The 503-nt window shown below is 44.9% G+C and carries 2 rRNA genes; both read left to right on the forward strand.

Annotation, left to right across the window (positions count from 1 at the left end):
- A 23S ribosomal RNA gene (locus tag Q4Q35_RS17135) occupies window positions 1-130 on the forward strand; the annotation flags it as partial.
- Window positions 131-368: 238 nt separating this feature from the next.
- Window positions 369-476, forward strand: a 5S ribosomal RNA gene (gene rrf / locus Q4Q35_RS17140).
- Window positions 477-503: the final 27 nt, after the last annotated feature.

Here is a 503-nt window from a genome sequence, read left to right on the forward strand (position 1 = left end):
TAAGCGCGAAACCCACCACAAGATGAGATTTCTTTAAAGGGTCGTGGGAGATTACCACGTTGATAGGCTATAGGTGTAAAGGCAGTAATGTCATAGCCGAGTAGTACTAATAACCCATAGGCTTATTGTACGGCCCCCTCTAACTCCTTCAAAGAAGGAGGACACCTGCTCGAGAGAGTATGAGGGGGCGGATGTTTTTTTATAAAGTTCACGTAAGTATATTTATTATTGTTTTTTATGTAGTTCACCTATATGGTGTTTTTTCAATATGTTAAGATATTGGCCCCCTCCGGCTCCCCAAAAAGGGGAGGGACATTACCGAGAGGCCAGGCATCTCCCCAAAGGGGAGACCGAGAGGGGCAAAGATTTAAGGTGGTTATAGCGATGGGGCTCACCTCTTACCATTCCGAACAGAGAAGTTAAGCCCATTAGCGCCGATGGTACTGCATTTGTGGGAGAGTAGGTCGTTGCCTTTTTTGAATCCCGATTCTTTTTTTAGAATC

Source organism: Flavivirga aquimarina (assembly GCF_030540835.1).
GTDB classification, from domain to species: domain Bacteria; phylum Bacteroidota; class Bacteroidia; order Flavobacteriales; family Flavobacteriaceae; genus Flavivirga; species Flavivirga aquimarina.